The 16,029-nt window shown below is 72.2% G+C and carries 15 protein-coding genes and 1 tRNA gene; 10 read left to right on the forward strand and 6 right to left on the reverse strand.

The window, feature by feature from the left end; translation table 11 throughout:
- Position 1 precedes the first annotated feature (1 nt).
- From hemE to C9992_RS18535, 7 genes are all read left to right on the forward strand, one after another.
- A complete protein-coding gene (gene hemE, locus C9992_RS05415; RefSeq protein ID WP_106814479.1) occupies positions 2-1,060 on the forward strand; it encodes a uroporphyrinogen decarboxylase in 1,059 nt (352 codons plus the stop codon).
- Complete coding sequence (locus C9992_RS05420) at positions 1,053-2,258, forward strand: protoporphyrinogen/coproporphyrinogen oxidase (protein WP_106814480.1); 1,206 nt, start codon at positions 1,053-1,055, stop codon at positions 2,256-2,258. Before hemE ends, C9992_RS05420 begins: the two co-directional genes overlap by 8 nt.
- 474 nt (positions 2,259-2,732) lie before the next feature.
- Positions 2,733-3,416 (forward strand): hydrogen peroxide-dependent heme synthase, encoded by a 684-nt coding sequence (gene hemQ, locus C9992_RS05425; protein WP_106814481.1) that lies wholly within the window; start codon positions 2,733-2,735, stop codon positions 3,414-3,416.
- A complete protein-coding gene (gene hemC / locus C9992_RS05430) occupies positions 3,413-4,330 on the forward strand; it encodes a hydroxymethylbilane synthase (protein WP_106814482.1) in 918 nt (305 codons plus the stop codon). The genes hemQ and hemC overlap by 4 nt, the downstream gene beginning before the upstream one ends.
- A gap of 82 nt (positions 4,331-4,412) precedes the next feature.
- Positions 4,413-5,339: a porphobilinogen synthase gene (gene hemB, locus C9992_RS05435; protein ID WP_235008000.1), complete on the forward strand. Its 927-nt coding sequence runs from the start codon at positions 4,413-4,415 to the stop codon at positions 5,337-5,339.
- Complete coding sequence (gene hemL, locus C9992_RS05440) at positions 5,336-6,652, forward strand: glutamate-1-semialdehyde 2,1-aminomutase (protein ID WP_106814484.1); 1,317 nt, start codon at positions 5,336-5,338, stop codon at positions 6,650-6,652. The genes hemB and hemL overlap by 4 nt, the downstream gene beginning before the upstream one ends.
- 5 nt (positions 6,653-6,657) lie before the next feature.
- Positions 6,658-7,584 (forward strand): macro domain-containing protein, encoded by a 927-nt coding sequence (locus C9992_RS18535; RefSeq protein ID WP_200826220.1) that lies wholly within the window; start codon positions 6,658-6,660, stop codon positions 7,582-7,584.
- Between the two features lie 72 nt (positions 7,585-7,656).
- Here C9992_RS18535 and C9992_RS05450 read toward each other — a convergent pair.
- The 4 genes from C9992_RS05450 to galU all read right to left on the reverse strand — a co-directional run bounded on the left by C9992_RS05450 (position 7,657) and on the right by galU (position 10,500).
- Positions 7,657-7,729 (reverse strand) — tRNA-Ala (locus C9992_RS05450).
- 65 nt (positions 7,730-7,794) lie between these two features.
- Complete coding sequence (locus C9992_RS05455; RefSeq protein WP_106814485.1) at positions 7,795-8,820, reverse strand: large exoprotein; 1,026 nt, start codon at positions 8,818-8,820, stop codon at positions 7,795-7,797.
- 139 nt (positions 8,821-8,959) lie between these two features.
- The gene (locus C9992_RS05460; protein WP_106814486.1) at positions 8,960-9,589 is read right to left on the reverse strand and encodes a GNAT family N-acetyltransferase; all 630 of its coding nucleotides are present in this window, start codon (positions 9,587-9,589) and stop codon (positions 8,960-8,962) included.
- A gap of 23 nt (positions 9,590-9,612) precedes the next feature.
- Positions 9,613-10,500 (reverse strand): UTP--glucose-1-phosphate uridylyltransferase GalU, encoded by an 888-nt coding sequence (galU, locus tag C9992_RS05465; RefSeq protein ID WP_106814487.1) that lies wholly within the window; start codon positions 10,498-10,500, stop codon positions 9,613-9,615.
- 83 nt (positions 10,501-10,583) lie between these two features.
- Between galU and C9992_RS05470 the strand changes: the two genes are divergently transcribed.
- From C9992_RS05470 to mscL, 3 genes are read left to right on the forward strand one after another with little or no spacing between them, the layout of a single operon-like run.
- Entirely contained in the window at positions 10,584-11,180 is a 597-nt protein-coding gene (locus C9992_RS05470; RefSeq protein ID WP_106814488.1) for a 5-formyltetrahydrofolate cyclo-ligase, read from the forward strand.
- Between the two features lie 19 nt (positions 11,181-11,199).
- Positions 11,200-11,499 carry an FmdB family zinc ribbon protein gene (locus C9992_RS05475; RefSeq protein ID WP_106814489.1) on the forward strand — a complete coding sequence of 100 codons (300 nt, stop codon included), beginning with the start codon at positions 11,200-11,202 and terminating at the stop codon, positions 11,497-11,499.
- A 42-nt stretch (positions 11,500-11,541) separates the two neighbouring features.
- On the forward strand, positions 11,542-11,964 hold the full coding sequence (gene mscL, locus C9992_RS05480; RefSeq protein WP_106814490.1) for a large conductance mechanosensitive channel protein MscL: 423 nt from the start codon (positions 11,542-11,544) through the stop codon (positions 11,962-11,964).
- Positions 11,965-12,039: 75 nt separating this feature from the next.
- On the opposite strand, the gene C9992_RS05485 is transcribed toward mscL, so the two are convergent.
- Positions 12,040-12,237: a hypothetical protein gene (locus C9992_RS05485; RefSeq protein WP_106814491.1), complete on the reverse strand. Its 198-nt coding sequence runs from the start codon at positions 12,235-12,237 to the stop codon at positions 12,040-12,042.
- Complete coding sequence (locus C9992_RS05490) at positions 12,224-16,009, reverse strand: ATP-binding protein (RefSeq protein WP_106814669.1); 3,786 nt, start codon at positions 16,007-16,009, stop codon at positions 12,224-12,226. The genes C9992_RS05485 and C9992_RS05490 overlap by 14 nt, the downstream gene beginning before the upstream one ends.
- Between the last annotated feature and the right edge of the window lie 20 nt (positions 16,010-16,029).

The raw sequence follows: 16,029 nt of genomic DNA on the forward strand, positions 1-16,029 counted from the left end.
TGTGCATCTGCATGGCTCTCACCCCTCCGTCCTCCAGAGAAACGACCCCCCTCCGCTGATACGCGCGTATCGCGGAGAGCGGCCCGACCGCACTCCGGTATGGTTCATGCGTCAGGCGGGGCGTTCGCTGCCGGAGTACCGCGAACTGCGGGTCGGCACCGACATGCTCGACGCCTGCCTGAACCCCGAGCTCGCCAGTGAGATCACCCTGCAGCCGGTGCGCCGCCACGGTGTCGACGCCGGGATCTTCTTCAGCGACATCGTCATCCCCGTCCGGCTGGCAGGTGTCGACGTCCGCATCGTCGCCGGCCGCGGCCCGGTGCTCGAGCATCCCGTCCGCACGGCTGACGACGTCGCCGCGCTCCCCCCGCTCGACCCGGCATCGCTGGCACCCATCCGTGAGGCCGTCGCCCTCACGGTCGCCGAGCTCGGCGCGACCCCGCTGATCGGCTTCGCAGGTGCCCCGTACACGCTGGCGTCGTACCTCGTCGAGGGCGGCCCGTCGAAGGAGCAGCTGAAGACGCGTGCGCTGATGCACTCCGACCCCGACACCTGGTCGGCGCTTCTGACGTGGTGCGCAGAGATCACCGGCGCGTTCCTCTCGGCCCAGATCGAGGCGGGCGCGTCGGCGGGTCAGCTGTTCGACTCGTGGGCGGGTTCGCTGAGCCTCGCCGACTACACGCGGCACGTGGCCCCGTTCTCCTCACGGGCACTCGACCCGGTGCGCCCCCTCGGCGTGCCGCTCGTGCACTTCGGCGTCGGCACCGGGCAGCTCCTGGCCGCCATGCGCGACGTCGGCGTGGACGCGGTGGGCATCGACTGGCGCCTGCCTCTGGACGAGGCCGTCCGGCGCCTCGGCCCCGACGTCAGCGTGCAGGGCAACATCGACCCCGCGCTGCTGCGCGCGCCCTGGCCCGTGCTCGAGGCCCACATCGTCGACGTGCTCGAACGCGGACGCGCCGCGCGGGGACACGTGCTCAACCTCGGCCACGGCGTGCCGCCCGATACCGATCCCGCCGTCCTCACCCGCATCGTGGAGTTCGTGCACGCACATGGCTGACTTCTCCGTCGTCGGCGGCGGAATCGCGGGACTCGTCGTCGCGCGGCGGCTGGCCGTTTCCGGGGCGACGGTGAGGGTGTTCGAGGCATCCGATCGCCTGGGCGGCACGGTGGCCCGGCATGAGGTCGCGGGCATCGGACTGGATGCCGGAGCCGAGAGCTTCGCGGTGCGCGGCGGCACCGTCGAGGCGCTGCTCGGCGAGCTGGGCATGGCCGGCGACATCGTCTCCCCCGCGCCCGGCCCGGCCTGGCTGCAGCCGGTGGCCGGCGAGCCGGTGCCGCTTCCCGCCACGGCCTTGCTCGGCATCCCGTCCGATCCGCGCGCCGCCGACGTCGTGCGGGTGATCGGCGCGCCGGCGGCCGAGAAGGCGGCCGACCTCGACGCGCGTCCGGTCGCCGAGGTGCCCCCGACGCTCGGAGCCCTGGTGCGCGAGCGCATGGGTGCGGAGATGCTCGACCGCCTCGTCGCGCCCGTCGTGCACGGCGTCCACTCGCGTCACCCCGACGACCTCCCGGTCGCGCGTGCGCACCCCGGGCTCGCGGCGGCGGTGGCAGACGCCGGCTCTCTCGGCGGCGCGGTGGCCCGGCTGCGGGCGGCCGCTCCCCCGGGGGCGGCCGTCGCCGGCATCCGCGGCGGCATCCACCGGCTGGTGCCGGCCCTGTCGGGCGACCTCGAGCGCCTCGGCGGAGACATCCTTCTGCGCTCGCCCGTCGCCGACCCGTCGAGCCTGCCGGGCACGGTCGTCGTCGCGGCGCCCGGCATGGTGGGCGCGGCGGGTCCCGGCCGGCGCATCGACCTCGTGACGCTCGTTGTCGAGCAGCATGAGCTGGATGCCGCACCCCGCGGCACCGGCCTGCTCGTCGCCGACGGGGCAACGGTCGGTGCACGGGCCCTCACCCACGCCACCGCGAAGTGGGCGTGGCTGCGGGAGGCCGCGGGCGGCCGCCACGTGCTGCGCCTCTCGTACGACCAGACGCCTGTCGACCCCGCCTCGACCGCGCGGACCGATGCGGAGGCCCTCCTCGGGGTGCCTCTGCCGGTCGTCGTCGACAGCGCCGTGGTGTCGTGGGTGCGGCCGGCTCCGGCATCCGCTCCCCCGTCCGGGCTCGCGGTGGTCGGCGAGACGGTCGCCGGGTCGGGCCTGGCCGGCATCGTCGCCCACGCCGAGCGCACCGCGGCCGTGCTGCTCGCCCGCTGACCCGGTGCTCGCCCGCTGACCCGGTGCTCGCCCGCTGACGCGCCGGCTGCATCGCTCGCCGCCGACCACGCCGGTAGCCGCCGACCGCACTGCCTCCCCCGCGCCGCCCACCCGTCCGCGCAGCGCCTCGGGCCCCGCGGCGATGCAGCCTCGCCATGCCGCGGAGTGCACTACTTACCGCCCAACGCACGACTTCCCCGCGCCACCAACCCGTGCACTCGACACCAACCCGTGCAGTCGAGGATGCCGACACCCACGTCCTCGCTCCCGGCCTGCCCGACCCTCCGCCTGTGCCGGCCAGCCCTCGTCCGGCCCACGCCGCCGAGTGCACGACTTACCGCCCAACGCACGACATCTTCGCGCCACCAACCCGTGCACTCGACACCAACCCGTGCAGTCGAGGATGCCGCGACCCACGTCGTCGGTTCACCGACCCGACCGGCCGCCTGGCCGAGGGGATGAAAGGATGGAGGTATGACCGATCTCTCGGCGAATCCCCCCTCCGAAACCCTCGGCTACACGCTGTGGGCTGTGTTCCGACGTGACCCTGCCGCACCGGCTGCCGCCGGCGACCTGAGCGGTGCGGTCGCGGAGGTCGAGGCATCCGGAGTCACGGTGCGAGGGTTCTACGACGTCTCGGGCCTTCGCGCCGACGCCGACCTCATGATCTGGCTCACGGGCACCGGCGTCGCGCCCGAGGCGCTGCAGGCGGCGTTGCGCACCCTGCGCCGCGCCCAGCCGCTGAGCTCTCTGCTCCCGGTCTGGAACGCCATGGGCGTGCACCGCGACGCGGAGTTCTCGGCCAACCACCTGCCGGCGTTCATGCGCGGCAAGGATCCCGAGGCGTGGCTGACGGTCTACCCGTTCGTCCGGTCGTACGACTGGTACATCCTTCCCGACGAGGACCGCCGGCAGATGCTCGCCGACCACGGACGCAAGGGCGCCGCCCACCGCAGCGTGCTCAGCAACACCGTCGCGTCGTTCGCGCTCGGGGACTACGAGTGGATCCTCGCGCTCGAGGCTCCCGAGCTCGTGGAGCTCGTGGACCTCATGCGGGACCTGCGCCAGACCGAGGCGCGCCGCCACGTGCGCGAAGAGGTCCCCTTCTTCACCGGCCGTCGCATCGGCCTCGACGAGATCGCCGAGGTGCTGGCGTGACCACCCTTCGCATCGGCACGCGCGGCAGTCAGCTGGCGCTGGCGCAGACGCAGATGTTCGCGGACGACCTCGCCGACGCGACCGGCGTGACGACCGAGCTCATCACCATCACCACCCACGGCGACCGCTCCAACGAGCCGCTCTCACGCGCGGGCGGCACGGGCCTGTTCACCGGGGCCCTGCGCGATGCCCTGCTGGCCGGCGAGTGCGACGTCATCGTCCACTCCCTCAAAGACCTCCCCACCGCGCCGCACGACCAGCTCGTGATCGCCGCGATCCCTGCCCGCGAGGACCCCCGCGACGCACTGTGCGCACGCGACGGCTTGACGCTCGAACAGCTGCCGGCCGGCGCCCGCGTGGGCACCGGGTCGCCGCGACGCATGGCGCAGCTGCGCGCCCGCCGTCCCGACCTCGACATCGTCGACATCCGGGGAAACGTCGACACGCGCCTGGGCAAGGTCAGCGCGGGCGAACTGGATGCCGTCATCCTGGCCGCCGCGGGCCTGCGTCGCATCGGCCGCACCGACGTGGTGACCGAGTACCTCGACCCCGACGCGTGGCCGACCGCGCCGGGACAGGGAGCACTCGCGGTCGAGGTGCGCCGCGGCGAGGAATCCCTTGTCGACGTGCTGGACCACGCCGAGACGCGCGCGGGCGTGGAGGCCGAGCGCGAGGTGCTGGCTCTCCTGGAGGCCGGCTGCTCGGCTCCCGTCGGGGCGCACGCCGTCGTCGATGCGGGCCTGCTCCTCCTCTCGGCGAGCGTCTACAGCCTCGACGGCGCCACGGCGCTCACCTCGTCGCACGCGACGACGTGGCCCGAAAACGAGGGCGATCCGTCGCGCGAGGTCGCGGCATCCGTCGCCCGTGAACTGCTGGATGCCGGCGCCGCCGGCCTGACCGGAGAACGCCCGTGACCGCGTCCCGCTCCGAGGGGGCCGGCCCCTCACCCCCCGCTTCCCCACCGCGCGCCCGCGCCGTCTGCGGTCGACGCCGGCGATGCGGCGCCTGGTCGCCGAGACTCGCCTGCACCCCGCCGAGCTGATCCTGCCGATGTTCGTGCGCGAAGGAGCCGGCGAACCCATCCCGATCTCGTCCATGCCCGGCGTCGTGCAGCACACCACCGAGAGCCTGAAGCAGGCCGTGACGGATGCCGCGACCGCCGGCATCGGCGGCATCATGCTGTTCGGCGTGCCCGAACACAAGGACGCGGTGGGCTCCGGCGCGACCGACCCCGACGGCATCCTCAACGTCGCGACGCGCATCGCGGTCGCCGAAGCCGGCGATGCGCTGGTCGTGCAGACGGACCTGTGCCTCGACGAGTTCACCGACCACGGCCACTGCGGCGTGCTCGATGCGAACGGGTACGTCGACAACGACGCCACGCTCGAGCGCTACCGCGAGATGGGTCTGGCCCAGGCGGAGGCCGGCTCGCAGCTTCTCGGCCTCTCGGGCATGATGGACGGCCAGGTCGCCGCGGTCCGCGATGCCCTGGATGCCGGCGGCTTCGCTGACACCCCGATCCTCGGGTACGCCGCCAAGTACGCCTCCGCGTTCTACGGGCCGTTCCGCGAGGCGGTGCAGTCCTCCCTCCAGGGTGACCGCCGCACGTACCAGCAGGACCCGGCGAACCGCCGTGAGGGCGCGCGCGAGGTCGACCTCGACATCGCCGAGGGCGCGGACATCGTGATGGTCAAGCCCGCGATGAGTTACCTGGACGTGCTCGCCGACACCGCGGCGGCGAGCCCGGTGCCGGTGTGGGCGTACCAGGTGTCGGGCGAGTACTCGATGATCGAGGCTGCGGCCGCGCACGGCTGGATCGACCGCCGCCGCGCCATCGAGGAGTCGGTGATCGGCATCCGCCGCGCGGGCGCCGACGCCGTGCTCACGTACTGGGCGCTGGAGCTCGCGGAGTGGATCCGATGACGACCAACGCGCAGGAGTTCGCCCGCGCCCGCGGCGCGATGCCGGGCGGCGTCAACTCGCCCGTCCGCGCGTTCGGATCGGTGCACGAGACGCCGCGCTTCTTCGTCGCTGCGTCGGGACCGTACGTCACCGACGTCGAGGGGCGCGAGTACGTCGACCTCGTCGGGTCGTGGGGTCCGGCCATCCTCGGGCACGCGCATCCCGCCGTCGTGAAGGCGGTTCAGGATGCCGCGGCGCACGGTCTCGGCTTCGGTGCCAGCACGCCCGGTGAGACGGAGCTGGCAGAGCTCATCGCCGCGCGCGTCACCCGCGACGGCGTGGCGAACCCGGTCGAGCGCGTACGACTCGTGTCCACCGGCACCGAGGCCACGATGACGGCGATCCGCCTCGCACGCGGCGCGACCGGACGCGATCTCGTGGTGAAGTTCGCCGGCCACTACCACGGCCATTCCGACGGCCTGTTGGCCGAGGCCGGCTCCGGCGTCGCGACCCTCGCGATGCCGGGCTCCGCCGGGGTCCCGGCGCCGATCGCTGCGCAGACGCTGGTCATCCCCTACAACGACGTCGATGCCGTGCGTGAGGTCTTCGCCGCGCGCGGTGACGACATCGCCGCGGTGATCGTCGAGGCCGCCCCCGCCAACATGGGGATCGTGCCGCCGTCGCACGGCTTCAACGCCGCTCTGGCCGACATCGCGCACGCACACGGCGCGCTGCTCATCCTCGATGAGGTGCTGACCGGTTTCCGCGTGGGACCGGCCGGCTGGTACGGCATCGATCCGGTGCCGTTCGCCCCCGACCTCATCACGTTCGGCAAGGTCGTCGGCGGCGGGCTGCCGCTGGCGGCGCTCGGTGGTCCCGCAGCCCTGATGGAGCTGCTCGCACCGCTCGGGCCGGTGTACCAGGCGGGCACGCTGAGCGGCAATCCGCTCGCCGTGGCCGCCGGTCGCACGACGCTCGACCACTTGGATGCCGCCGCCTACGCCCGTATCGACGCCGCCGCGTCGACGATCGCGGATGCCGCGGCATCCGCTCTCTCCGAAGCCGGCGTCACGCACGTCGTGCAGCGCTCGGGCAACCTGTTCTCCGTCCAGTTCGCCGCCGAACCGCCGGTCGACTACGACACGGTGCGGGCACAGGAGTCGTTCCGCTACCCGCCGTTCTTCCGCGCGATGCTGGAGCAGGGGGTGTCGCTGCCGCCGTCGGTGTTCGAAGCCTGGTTCGTCTCGGCCGCCCACGACGACGCGGCGGTCGCTCGAATCGTCGAGGCCCTCCCGGCGGCGGCTCGCGCGGCCGCCCAGGCGACGGCCGCCTGACGATCATGACCACGCTCGTCGCCGTCCACGGTGACATCACCGCCCAGGCCACCGACGTGATCGTCAACGCCGCCAACAATGCGATGCGCGGCGGCGGCGGGGTCGACGGGGCGATCCACCGGGCCGGCGGCCCGGCGATCCTGCGGGACTGCATCGCACGGTTCCCGCATGGGCTCGCCACGGGCGATGCCGGCTGGACCACCGCCGGCGCACTGCCGGCGAAGTGGGTCGTGCACACGGTCGGTCCGAACTACGGTGCCGGCCAACGAGACAGGCGACTCCTCGAGTCCTGCTACCGGCGGTCCCTCGAGGTCGCCGATGAACTGGGTGCACGCAGCGTCGCATTCCCGCTCATCAGCGCCGGCGTCTACGCCTGGCCGCGACGCGAGGCCATCGCCACGGCGATCGACACCATCGCGCTCACGCCGACGTCGGCCGAAGAGGTTCGCCTCGTGGCGTTCGACGAAGGGGCGCACCGCGAGATCTCCTCGGCCCTCGTCATGACCACGTCCGTGCGCATCCTGCAGGGCGTGCGAGAGCTGCACCGCCGGGGCTACCACGGGATCCGCGTGCGGCCGGGAATCGCACCGTCCGGGATGTACTGGCGGGCGGTCCTGTCCGACGTCGACCACCCCGACACCACGATCCAGTACACCTCCGGCGCCGAGACGGAGTTCGCCGGCGGTGTGGTGGACGCGATGACACCGCCAGCAGCCGTGGCCGACCTCATCCTGCGGGCCCTTCCGTCGGCAGAGGCGGCGTCCGGCGACCCCGCGTACGCCGACTGGTTCGCGGGACTGGTGGCGCTCGTCGAACCCGAGCACGCCCTTCCGGTGTCGTTCGCCGAGTACTTCGACGACAGCGATGGTTGGGAGATCGGCTGGGGCAGCGGTGTACGTTACCCGGCGCCTCCCGGCGGCTCCGGCCACTGACTAAGGCACGTGGCGGCGGAAATCACGAAGCCCCCGGAGAAGCTGCTGCTTCGGCCGGGGGCTGTCGTTTCGTGGACCTGAGGGGATTCGAACCCCTGACCTCTTCATTGCGAACGAAGCGCGCTACCAACTGCGCCACAGGCCCTTGAACCTCAGAAACACTATCACGGTTGGACGCACGCCTCCGAATCACGAGAGGCGGCGACGGACCTATTGACCGGCCGCGCGGCGGGTCAGAAGCTGGCGCACGTGGGCCTCGATCTCGGCGTCGTCGACGTAGCCCATCCGGGCGAACTCGGTGTCGGACGACGCCGCTCGCGCGGTGCGCGCGGTGTCGATCGAAGGCGGCTGCTCCGCGGCGGTGCGACTCAGCATCGCCTCCTCGACCGCGGCCTGACGGAGCGCCTCGCGTGCGGCCTCGGCGTCCAGCACCGCGGCAGCGCGCGAGCCCGCCGACGCCGTGAGCGGGCGGGGAAGCTCGCGCGGCTCCCATGCCCGCGACGCGGACTCCAGGGCGACGTCCTGGACGACGGCGACAGCTCGCGGCGCGGCATCTGTCACCCGCGCTTCGGCGCGAGCAGCGACGCGCGACATCCGGTGCAGCACGATGAGGGATGCCCCGACCATGCCGGCGCCTGCCCACAGCAGCGTCTGCGCACCGACCGTCACCGTCTCGAACACGCCCCAGCCACCGACACCCAGCCCAGCGAGCCCCACCACCGTGGCGAACAGCCGCAAACGGCGACGCGCGCGGGCCCGGCGAAGCGCCGGAAGGGCCCGCGCGGCCGCCAGTTCGGCGCGGGCTGCCGCCTCCGTAGCGGCACGCTCCGCGCGAGCACGCTCCACTTCGGCACGCGCAGCGGCCTCCGCGGCCACGCGCTCGGCACGCGCACGCTCACGATCCACGCGCGCGGCCGCCTCAGCGGCCTCCCGCTCGATGCGGGCGCGCTCCAGATCCACCCGAGCCTGCTCCAGCGCCGCCTGCTCACGTTCGGCGAGGGCGCGCTTGGCCAGGCGCTGCTGCGCGGCGGCGGTGCGGGCGTTCAGCTCGAGGCGCACCTCCTCGGGCGTCTCACTGGTCTCGGCGAGCACCCGCAGAGCTTGATTCAGCCGGACGGCGTTGCGCTCGGCGGCGTCGTACTGGCGCCTTCCGTACCAGGACGGCAGCAGGTACACGAGCCAGAGGGCGACCGCCACGAGGACGATCACTCCCCCACCCCATACCTGCCCACCCATGCAGACCACGGTAAGGGACGCGGTGCCGCCGTCCCCGGCACCCGGGTGGCGTGTCACGCAAGCTTGTCGGCGCGCGGACCGGATCGGCGGGCGGGCGGCACCTGGCGGCACGGCGCGCGCCACCTCGTGTCGCGACCGGCTACGCGTGCAGGCGGTCGGCGGGCGGGACGGTCGCCGCGTCCTGCGGGGCGCGGCCCGAGACCCACCGCTGCAGGACGCCCTCGGGGACGTCCTCGCGCACGAGGGCGAACGCGTAGTGGTCGCGCCAGTCGCCGTCGATGTGGATGTACCGGCGCCGCAGCCCCTCGTACCGGAAGCCCAGCTTCTCGACCACGCGCAGGCTCGCCCGGTTCTCCGGACGGATGCAGATCTCCATGCGGTGCAGGCGCAGCTCGGTGAAGCAGATGTCGGTCGCGAGCGCCACCGAGGTCGGGGTGATGTTGCGCCCGGCGAACCGCTCGCTCACCCAGTAGCCGATCGTCGCCGACGCCAGCGACCCGCGCGCGATGCCCCAGACGTTCAGCTGGCCGGCGATCTCGCCCGCCGACTCCATCACGAAGGGCACACCGGCGCCGTCGCGGTACTGCTGCAGCAGACGCCGCACGCCCACGCGCATGTCGAACGACACCGGCCCGTCGGGGCTGGTCGCCTCCCACGGACGCAACCAGGAGCGGTTGGACAGCAGCTCGTTCTGCAGCACGCGCGCGTCGCGCTGCCGCACGAGCCGGATGGAGACCGATCCGTGGCTGCGGGGAGCCGTCAGATCCACATGACTCCCTCGAACGGGCGGCGTCAGAGGTTCGCCGCGAACTCCTTGAACCAGGGACGCAGCGCGGGACCGAGGTCGTCACGGTCGGCCGCGAGCTGCACGATGGCCTTGATGTAGTCCACCCTATCGCCGGTGTCGTAGCGGCGGCCACGGAAGATGACGCCGTACACGCCGGGGCCGTCAGGGTCGGCCGCCAGCTCCTGCAGCGCGTCGGTGAGCTGGATCTCGCCGCCCTTGCCGGGCTCGGTGCGCTCGAGGATCTCGAACACGTTCGGCGAGAGCACATAACGGCCGATGATGGCCAGGTTCGAGGGCGCGTCCTCGGCCTTCGGCTTCTCGACCAGACCGCTGACCTTGACCACGCCGTCGCCATCGGTCTTCTCGACCGACGCGACCCCGTACAGGTGGATGTGGGCGGGGTCGACTTCCATGAGGGCCACGATCGCGGCCCCGGTGCGCTCGTGCTCGGCGATCATGGTGGTCAGCAGCTCGTCGCGCTCGTCGATGAGGTCGTCGCCCAGCATGACGGCGAACGAGGAGTCGCCCACGTGCGCCTTGGCACGCAGCACCGCGTGACCCAGACCCTTGGGCTCGCCCTGGCGGACGAAGTGGATGTCGGCCAGGTCGCTGGATTCCAGCACCCGCCGCAGCCGGTCGGTGTCGCCCTTGTCTTTGAGCTTCTCCTCCAGCTCGGGCACCGAGTCGAAGTGGTTCGAGATCGCGTTCTTGTTGCGCCCGATGATCACGAGGATGTCGTCGATGCCCGCCTGCGCAGCCTCCTCGACGACGTACTGGATGGCCGGCTTGTCGACGACGGGGAGCATCTCCTTCGGCATCGCCTTCGTCGCCGGAAGGAAGCGCGTGCCGAGACCTGCGGCCGGAATGACGGCCTTGATCGAAGAATGAGGCATTCCCCGAGTCTAGACGGACGGGTGCGCACGCCCGGATTTGGCGCGCGACCGGGTGAGGAGCAGCGCGCCGTAGAATCGAGGGCATGTCCGACGCGATCGCCGATGCGAAGCGCGCGCTGCGCGCCGACCTGCGTGAGCGCCGCCAGATGCTCTCGCCGCAGGCGCGCGAATCCGCCGAGGCCGGCATCCACGCGCAGCTCGACGCCCTCGTCGCCGAGCACGGCGCACGCTCGATCTCCTGCTTCCTGTCGACCACCGCCGAGCCGGGCACGCGTTCCTTCGTCGCGGATGCCGTGGCACGCGGCATCCGCGTGCTCCTTCCTGTCACGCGAGCCGACGGCCTGCTGGACTGGGCGGTCGCCACCGCCGACGGCGACATCGCCGAGGGGATGTACGGACTCCCCGAGCCGGTGGGCGAGCTGCTCGGGCCGATCGCCGTCAACGACGTCGACCTGCTCGTGATCCCGGCCGCCGCCGTCGATCGCGCCGGCATGCGCCTGGGGTGGGGGCGCGGGTTCTTCGACAAGACGCTCGGCTCGATGGAACGCTGCCCGCCCGTCTACGCCGTCGTCTACGATTCCGAAGTCGTCGACGAGCTGCCCAGCGACGTCCACGATCAGCGCGTCACGGGCGTCGTCACGCCCACCCGCACCATCACCCTGGCGCCCACCGGGCGCTGACCCGATCCACCGAGGAGCCATGCCCACCTACGCCTACGCCTGCAAGCAGTGCGGCCACCGTTTCGACGCCGTGCAGTCCTTCGCCGACCCGGCCCTCACCGAATGCCCGGAGTGCGGCGGTCCCCTCCGCAAGGAGTACGGCTCGATCGGCGTGACCTTCAACGGCTCCGGCTTCTACCGCACCGACTCACGCGCGGGCTCCGCGACGGGCGCGGCAGCCAAGACCGGCGGGTCGGATGCCGCGGGTAGCGCGCCGTCGCCGAGTTCGACATCATCGAAGACCGAGGCGAAGACCTCACCCGCGCCGTCCGGAGCCTGATCGACCGGACCCCGACGCGGGATCACACCCAGGGGGTTTCACGTGATCAAGGGCTTCAAAGAGTTCATCCTCCGCGGCAACGTCATCGACCTGGCTGTCGCGGTCGTCATCGGCGCGGCGTTCACCGCCGTGGTGAACTCGATCGTCACGAGCATCATCAACCCGCTCATCGAACTCGTCTGGAAGCCGGACGAGAACGGCAAGATCGGCTGGACAGTCAACGGTCTCTGGGGCCCGGTGACATTCCCCATCAGCGACCTCATCAACGCGGTCATCGCGTTCCTCGCCGTCGCCGTGGTCGTCTACTTCGTCTTCGTCTACCCGATGAACCGTCTCAAGGAGCGCGCCGCCGCGAAAGCCGGGATCACGCCCGCCGACGAGGAGCCGAAGCTCCCCACCGAGCAGGAACTGCTCGTGCAGATCCGCGACCTCCTCGAGAAGCAGAGCGACAAGCCACGAGCCTGATCCGCTGACGGTCGCCGGATGGGGCGCCGCCTCAACGCTCGCTTCGCTCGCATCGACCCCGGTCGCATCAATGCATCAATAGTGCGGCGGGACGTCGCGGCGCAGGCGCTCGTCGTTCGGACCGGAGAGCTCGGATGCCGCCGTCGGCGCGGCGGCATCCGCATCCTCGTCATCGCCGGGCACCGGCTCGGCGGACGTGCCCGGCGCCGGCGTCAGCTTCGCCCGACGTGACCCGCGCACCCGTTCGATGCGCTGCCGGTCATTCGACGACATCGAGCGGCTGGGTCTCGTTGTCGACCCGGGGGGCGTCGGGCGGCACGCCCAGCATCGTGGCGATGCGCTGGGCGACATCGGCGGGATCGCGGTAGAGGTCGAACGAGTGCACGCGCACGTAGTGCCATCCCAGGCGCCGGAGGATCTGCGGACGCAGCCGCAGCGATTCGCGCAGCGACTCGCCGATCGTCTCGGGGTCGCTTTCGACCACGACCGCCTTGCCGTCGTACTGCGCGACCAGCGGCAGCAGTCCGCGGTAGTGCACGTCCACCGAGAGGCCGACGCGGCGCAGCTCGCGGGCGAGCGCCCTCGTGAGCGGGTCGGCGAGGTCTTCGAGCCGCGCCTCCCGCGAGCGTGCGGCGATGCCGCCGAGGATCGACATGAGCGTCGCCGCGCCGTACTCCAGTCGTCCGTCATCGAACGCCGACGGGCGGATCGACGAGACGATGACCATCGAGCGACGCGCCCTCGTCATGCCGACCGTGAGCAGCCGTTCGCCGTCGGGCGACGAGAGATCGCCGAAGTCGCTGAGCACACGGCCGTGCTTGGTCAGGCCGAACCCGAGCGAGAAGATCACGCGGTCGCGGCTCTCGGCGACCGACTCCTCCAGGGTGAGCACCGCGAAGGGCTCGGCCGTGTCGCGCGAGACGAAGTCGGCGACGTCGGAGCGACCCGCGAACGCGGCCTCCACGGCCGTGCGCACGCGCTCCGCATGGCGGGCGCTGGCGGTCACCACCATGAGCGACTCGCTCCCCCGGTTGACGGCGTGCTCCACGACGAGGGTCACCACGCGGGCGACCTCGGAGTCGGGGCTCTCGACCGCGCCGGTGACGGGGTCGGGCGTGCCGTGTCCGCCCTCCACGTAGTCCACCGTCAGGCTGCCGCGCCCGAGGTAGGAACCCGCCCACGGCAGCGAGACGAGCTCTCCGCCGTAGAACGCGTCGTTGACGAGCGCGGCCAGGTCCTCGCCGCCGGCGCGATAGCTGCGGGTGAGCGTCTCGACCGGGAACAGCTCCGCGAGGCGCTCGAACACGCTGGTCGAGTCGAACGGCTGCTGGTCGTCCTCGTCGATCTCCGCCGCCGTGCTGTTGGCGGCGGCCGTCGAGGGCGCGCTTCCGGGCGGCGGGGCGCTTGCGGATGCACCGGCGCCGGTCGGTCCGAACGCCGAACCTGCGGCCACGCGGAAGGGCGTCGGCTTCTGCGTGACGGGGTCGCCGAACGCGACCACCTGGCTCGCGCGTCGCAGCGCCGGAGCCGCTTCGGCAAGGCAGAGCGCCCCGGCATCCGCGAGCACCACCACGTCGAACCCGACCGCATCGGGGATGCGCGGCACCTCGTACGGCGACGCGAGCCAGACGGGAGCCAGCGTGCGCGAAAGCACCGGCGCGACCGCCGCCAGTTCGGCAGGCGTGATGGCGCCGCGCTTGAGCGCCCGCTTCAACCCGTCCGCCTCCGCGGCATGGTCCACGATGCCGATGCGCCACTGCGTCGCGAGATGGGCCGCCAGCAGCGGACCGGATGCCGCGGCATGGGCCTCGTCGACGAGCCGGAAGTCGCGCTCCAGCCGGTCCACGACAGCCGTGTTCGCGCCCAGCACGGCGCGGTCGGTGCGCAGCAGCAGCTCGAGCGCGGACTGCCACCACGCGTACTCGAGCTCGGCGGCGACCTGCTCCTCGGGCACGTGGCGCACCGAGAGCTCCAGCAGCAGAGGCTCCAGCCCCATGGCCGCAAGCTCCGTGCGCAGCGTCGCCCGCTCCTTGAGGTTGTCGAAGACGTCGGATTCGGCCGCCAGTCCCGCGAGCGTGCGGACGAGCTGCTTCACGGGGAGCGTTGCCAGCCGATCGGCCTCGCTGCGACCCAGCACGGCATCGAGCTCGGCGAGCTCGGCATCCACGCGCTGCCACGCGACCTGCACATCGCCCAGTCCGATGGGAATCTCGGGCGTGACACCGGGATCGACGTAGCGCTGCCACTCCGTGCGCTGCTGCTGGATGCGCACCAACGCCTCGTACATGTCGGGCACGTGCACACCCGGCCGCAGGTACTCGCGCGACAGCCGTCGCAGCCGCCGGCGGTTCGCGTTGGTCATATCCGGTGCGTCCCGGCGCGGCGCGTGGGCCTGGATCAGCTCGGCCAGCGGCCGCTCGAAGACCGTCAGGCTGAAGCGGTCGAGGGAGTCGCGGATGCCGCGCAGCAGGCGCAGGTAGGTGCCGAGCTCTGCGATCGTGCGGAACGGACGCATGCGCGTCTGGGCGATCAGCTCGTAACCGCGCTCCAACAGCGTCGGCACGTCGCTGCGGTGCAGCTTGCCGGCGAGGGCGTGCGCGCCCCTGGCCTCTTCCACCGTCGAGAACGAGACCCCGTACCAGGGCGAGTCGTCCGGGCCGAAGCGGAACTCGCCCAGTCGCGCGGCCGTGGCGAGCTTGGCCGCGGCATCCTGTCGCCGGGTCGCGAGGCTCGCGAGCGCTTCGGCGTCGAAGCGGGCCTCGGTGACCGGCGCGACGCCCTTCTCAGCCAGCGCGGCGAGCTCCCGCAGGATCTCGAGCACCGACACCCCGAACGCCGGATGCCGTGCCGTCACCGCGCTGCGGTAGTCGCGCAGCACGCCGCGCAGCCGCACCAGAGCGTCGTCGATGTCGGCGACCTTTGGGGCCTCCGCCTTCTCGTTGCGGCCGATCGCGCGGATGAGATCGCGTTGCAGGCGATCGGGAGAGACGGCCAGGCCCGGCAGCCCGATCCCGGCCAGCCGATGACGCACTCCGTCGAGGGTGGAGCGACGCGCGCTCACCACCAGCACCCGCTTGCCGTCGCGCACGAGCGCGCCGATCGCGTTGATGACGGTCTGCGTGCCACCGGTGCCCGGCAGCGTGTGCACGACGAGCGACTGGCCGTCGGCGATCCGTGCCAGCACCTGCTCCTGCTCGGAGTCCGCGTCCAGCAGCAGCGTGTCGGCTGCGGGCGGACGCTCGTCGGGGCTGCTCGTGCGGGGCCGGTCACGGCGGATCGTGAGGGCCTCGCGGTCGGCCACGTGGCCCGCCAGCGCGTTCAGCACCCGATGGTCGAGGTCTGCCGCGTCGGCGGCCATCGCCGCACCGACGTCGGCGAACGTCGACACCAGCAGGCGCGGCTTCACGGCGTAGTTGTCCATCGACGCGGTGAGGGCGCGCAGGTGGTCGATGACCGGCTGCGGTTTGAAGAGTCCGTCCTCGTAGGCGAGTGCGGCCAGGCCGCCGGCATCGATCGCGATCCCGAAGTGGGTCCGCATCGCACGCACCAGCTCCGGGTTGACGGAGAAGGCGCCGTGGAGCTTGAGCTCGAAGTCGCCATGGTGCCGCCGGATCGCGAGCGGACGCAGCAGCACCGGGGCGCTGCAGGCGAGGCCGCCGAGGCGCCACGTGGCGAGGCCGACAGCCAGGCGCACGGCATCCAGTCCCCGCGTCGTGCGAAGCTCCTGGTCTTTCGAGGTGATCCGCTCGGCCGCCAACCGGGCGTTGCGCAGCGCCACCTCATCGCGGAACAGATTCGAGAGGAGCGTCGAGCGCCCCGTGATGAACTGGGGAAGGCTGCCCGGGTGCGCCTTCGTGATCTCGATCGCGGCATCGTGACCGTCCGCGAAGTGCAGCAGCGTCGAGCGTCCGCCCAGAGCGGCCGACTGCAGCCGCACCCGGTCGCGTTCGGGTTCGGCCACGTGCACCACGGTCACGTCCGGCTCGGCGAGCCCCAGGTCGGCAGGGGTCACCTCATGTCCGCGCTCGGCCTCTTCTGTGCCCAGCACGGCGCTGCGTTCTCCTC

This window comes from Microbacterium timonense (genome assembly GCF_900292075.1).
Classification (GTDB): Bacteria; Actinomycetota; Actinomycetes; order Actinomycetales; family Microbacteriaceae; genus Microbacterium; species Microbacterium timonense.

Bases quoted from the DNA above. Each gene is read 5' to 3' on its own strand.
- C9992_RS05420 (WP_106814480.1), top strand. From the start codon at position 1,053: ATGGCTGACTTCTCCGTCGTCGGCGGCGGAATCGCGGGACTCGTCGTC.
- hemQ (WP_106814481.1), top strand. From the start codon at position 2,733: ATGACCGATCTCTCGGCGAATCCCCCCTCCGAAACCCTCGGCTACACG.
- hemB (WP_235008000.1), top strand. From the start codon at position 4,413: ATGCGGCGCCTGGTCGCCGAGACTCGCCTGCACCCCGCCGAGCTGATC.
- hemL (WP_106814484.1), top strand. From the start codon at position 5,336: ATGACGACCAACGCGCAGGAGTTCGCCCGCGCCCGCGGCGCGATGCCG.
- C9992_RS18535 (WP_200826220.1), top strand. From the start codon at position 6,658: ATGACCACGCTCGTCGCCGTCCACGGTGACATCACCGCCCAGGCCACC.
- C9992_RS05455 (WP_106814485.1), bottom strand. From the start codon at position 8,820: ATGGGTGGGCAGGTATGGGGTGGGGGAGTGATCGTCCTCGTGGCGGTC.
- galU (WP_106814487.1), bottom strand. From the start codon at position 10,500: ATGCCTCATTCTTCGATCAAGGCCGTCATTCCGGCCGCAGGTCTCGGC.
- C9992_RS05470 (WP_106814488.1), top strand. From the start codon at position 10,584: ATGTCCGACGCGATCGCCGATGCGAAGCGCGCGCTGCGCGCCGACCTG.
- C9992_RS05475 (WP_106814489.1), top strand. From the start codon at position 11,200: ATGCCCACCTACGCCTACGCCTGCAAGCAGTGCGGCCACCGTTTCGAC.
- C9992_RS05485 (WP_106814491.1), bottom strand. From the start codon at position 12,237: ATGTCGTCGAATGACCGGCAGCGCATCGAACGGGTGCGCGGGTCACGT.